Origin of the sequence: Streptomyces sp. NPDC057474, assembly GCF_042802555.1 — a bacterium.
Taxonomy (GTDB): Bacteria; Actinomycetota; Actinomycetes; order Streptomycetales; family Streptomycetaceae; genus Streptomyces.
The window spans coordinates 1-2,861 of record NZ_JBHVDX010000448.1; the positions used below are offsets into that span (position 1 = coordinate 1).

Annotated in this window: 3 protein-coding genes; all 3 read right to left on the bottom strand. The window is 66.4% G+C overall.

Annotated features, from left to right (window positions below):
- Positions 1 to 302 precede the first annotated feature (302 nt).
- Positions 303 to 809 (bottom strand): DUF6114 domain-containing protein, encoded by a 507-nt coding sequence (locus ACFU53_RS47490; protein WP_384006736.1) that lies wholly within the window; start codon positions 807 to 809, stop codon positions 303 to 305.
- A gap of 637 nt (positions 810 to 1,446) precedes the next feature.
- Positions 1,447 to 2,049, bottom strand: a complete 603-nt coding sequence (locus tag ACFU53_RS47495) for a flavin monoamine oxidase family protein (protein WP_384006742.1) — start codon at positions 2,047 to 2,049, stop codon at positions 1,447 to 1,449.
- Positions 1,983 to 2,585 (bottom strand): hypothetical protein, encoded by a 603-nt coding sequence (locus ACFU53_RS47500; protein WP_384006739.1) that lies wholly within the window; start codon positions 2,583 to 2,585, stop codon positions 1,983 to 1,985. Before ACFU53_RS47500 ends, ACFU53_RS47495 begins: the two co-directional genes overlap by 67 nt.
- Positions 2,586 to 2,861 lie beyond the last annotated feature (276 nt).

Below are 2,861 nucleotides of genomic sequence, written 5' to 3' on the forward strand. Positions count from 1 at the left end.
CGGACGTAGCTCCGTGTGCCCGGGCTCCCGGCGCGTCGCGGGCGCCTTCCGGGTTGCGGAGATCACGAAAGGCCGTACCGGCAACCAGCCGCCGCCAGGCTCGCGCCTGTGTCTGGGGAGATGGCCCTGCTCGTGGTCGCGCGACGTCCGCCTGCTCGGTGTCGAGCACTTCGGCGCTCCGCAGAGGCCCGATCCGCCCAGATCTGGGCAACAGCCTCAGGGGGGCGCCCGGCCCGCCTCGACCGGTGTGGTGAGACAGGTAGTGATCGCCGGAGATCAAGCGCTGCGCTTGCCGTTCGCTTCTACTGCGTGTTCGTGCTCGCGACCGTGCTGCTGCGGCTGGTAAGAGACTGGCTGCCGCCGCCGTCGTCGCCGTCCGGTGTCTCCGCAGGCTGCGAGCCGGGAGCGGCCACGGAGGCGCTGGTGGTCCAGGCGACGGCGAGCGCGCCTCCGATCAGGCCGAAGAGATGGGCCACCAGGAAAGTGACGAGGTTGGAGACGGCCGGCAGGACCAGCGAGGCCATCGTCAGCACGATCGCCCCGACGCCCACGAAAACACGTACCCCGGCCTGGAACCACATGGACAGGCCCAGTGCCACCAGCAATGCGCTGATGAACAGCGAGGGAACTGCGGCCGGAGTGGCCTCGGCAAGGGTGAGCCCACTGCGGCTGACATGTGCGTACGGGAAGTAGGCGATGGGCCCCGCGCCAAGAATCGTCAGGAGGCCTGCCCAGAATGGCCGCTGCCCGCGCCACGCACGGAAGCTGAACCGCCAATGGCCGACTCGGTCGTTCGTCTTAGCACTCATGGAAAACAGCTCCCTGCGACTGGCTTTCATGAAAGAGGGGGCGGCTGGAGGGTGAGGGCCACCTCCGTGTCTCAAGGGACCGGTCGGCAGGTTCACTCAGCGCCCAAGGGCACTCGTAACTCGCGCTGGTCGCCGCCTTGAGAATTACGCCTATGGCGAGCGTGGGCCCGCGGGAAGAAACTGTCGTCGATGCAGGCCTTCACCAGGTACCGCGTTCTGCAGGCCCGTGACCGAGGTTTGCGCGAGCAAGTCGAGGTCGCCGGTGGGCAGGACGCCGTCGCCTCCGCCGGTGAGGACGGAGGCGACCTGACAGAGAGTATCGAGATGACTTAACGTAACAGTAGAACCGGGGTTACCAATGGGTTTTCTGTGAAGGAAAGGAAGTTGAGCGTCCGCAACTCCTGGCGCGGTTCCCCTGGTCCACGTTCGGGTCGCGCTGACTATCGAAGTCGACCTCGCATTTCCCATGCACCGTCGCCGACTGGATTCTCAGCGGCCCCGACACTTCAACTGGATCAAGTCCGCCACGACGAGCTGACTATTGGGATCCTCGGTTTCGCGCGTATGCCGAGAACGTTGTCTCATGTCGGGGCCCAGCTCGCCGGAGCCTTCAGGCAACTTCAGTGCGGTGGCGAGATCAGGGGTGTGCGCGGTCGGTGAGCACTCGTCGCGCGGTCCCCCTGCCGCTCTCGATCGCGCCGTCGATGAATCCTGCCCAGCCGGATGCGTAGTCGCCGCCGGCGAGGTGGACTCGCCCTTCGGGGCGTTGCAGTTCCTCGGCGGCGGTCGAGATCTGCCCGGTCCTGGGCATCGACCAGGTTTCGCCGGAGAGCGGGTCCGCTGTCCAGTCGTGAGCGTCGACCAAGACCAGGTCGAGGTCGGGTCGCCATTGGGCGAGTGCTGCCTGGACCGCTTCGAGGTCGGTCACGTCGAGGGCTGAGGAGTCGGGGCCGAAAGCGACCAGGATGCTGTCACCCTCGTGCTCGTATTCGTAACCGGCCATGGTCAGCGGGTATTGCCCGGGAGCCAAAGCGATGAACGGCTCGACGTGCCCTGCCACCCGCATCCACACCTTGAGTCCCTGTGAGACCTGTCCTTCGGTGGCTGCGGCGACCTTGACTGCCGACAGCCCAGGTCGGAACTCGATCGAGTTCAGGACGTTGAGCGGGACGGTCACAATGACCTTGTGGGCGGTGATGCGGCCGCCGTCGCGGGTGTGGATCTCGGCAAGGTCACCCATGCTGTCCACCGCTTGTACGGCGGCGGCAGTCGTGTCTCGCCGCGGAAGTCCGCGTGCATGGCATCGATGAGGAGCCGGTTCCGCCCTTGACGACGAAGGCGGAAGTCGCCGCGGCGTACATCGCCCAGTCCCCGCCGCACAGCGCGAAACCGCGCAGTACATGGGAGTAGGAGGCATCGGCGATCGGGCCGTTGAATATCATGGCCCCCCCACGCCTCCATCAGGGCGGCTTGCTCGGCGGACAGCCCGAGCTGGTCGATGCGTTCGCTCAGCGAGGGCTTGTCGGCCTCGATCGCTTCCTCCTTCAGCGGGAACAGCGTGTGGGGATTGGGGTACGCGTCCATCGCTCCGATGCTCAGTTGTCCTATGCCGGGGCCGAACGCTTCGAACATCTCCTCCGTGCTGCCGTGGCGGAGTTGGTCGCCGACCAGCCAGTACGCGTCGTCGAACAGCGGCGTCGGCTCGATCCCGATGTCGTAGGCGACGAGTTCGGCCCACAGGTTCGGCTGGATCCAGTGGACGAAGTTCCCGCCCATTTCGATCGGAGCGTCAACTGGCCCGCCGGTGACTGCAGTTCACCGCGGACATCGGTCGAGCACCCAACACGATCGACGCGTACGCGCGTGCGGTCGAGGAGCCCCTGCGGTTGTGCGCCGCGGAAGCAGCAGCCCCGCTGATGGCCCGGCCGATACGGTTGCGTCCTGGATCAGAAGCATGCCGTAAAGGCCCTCTCGGGCCTCGTTCACGATCATCTGGTCCGACATCAGGACCATGCGGTGGGTGCGGGCCCGATGGGCCGGGTTGTCCCGGCC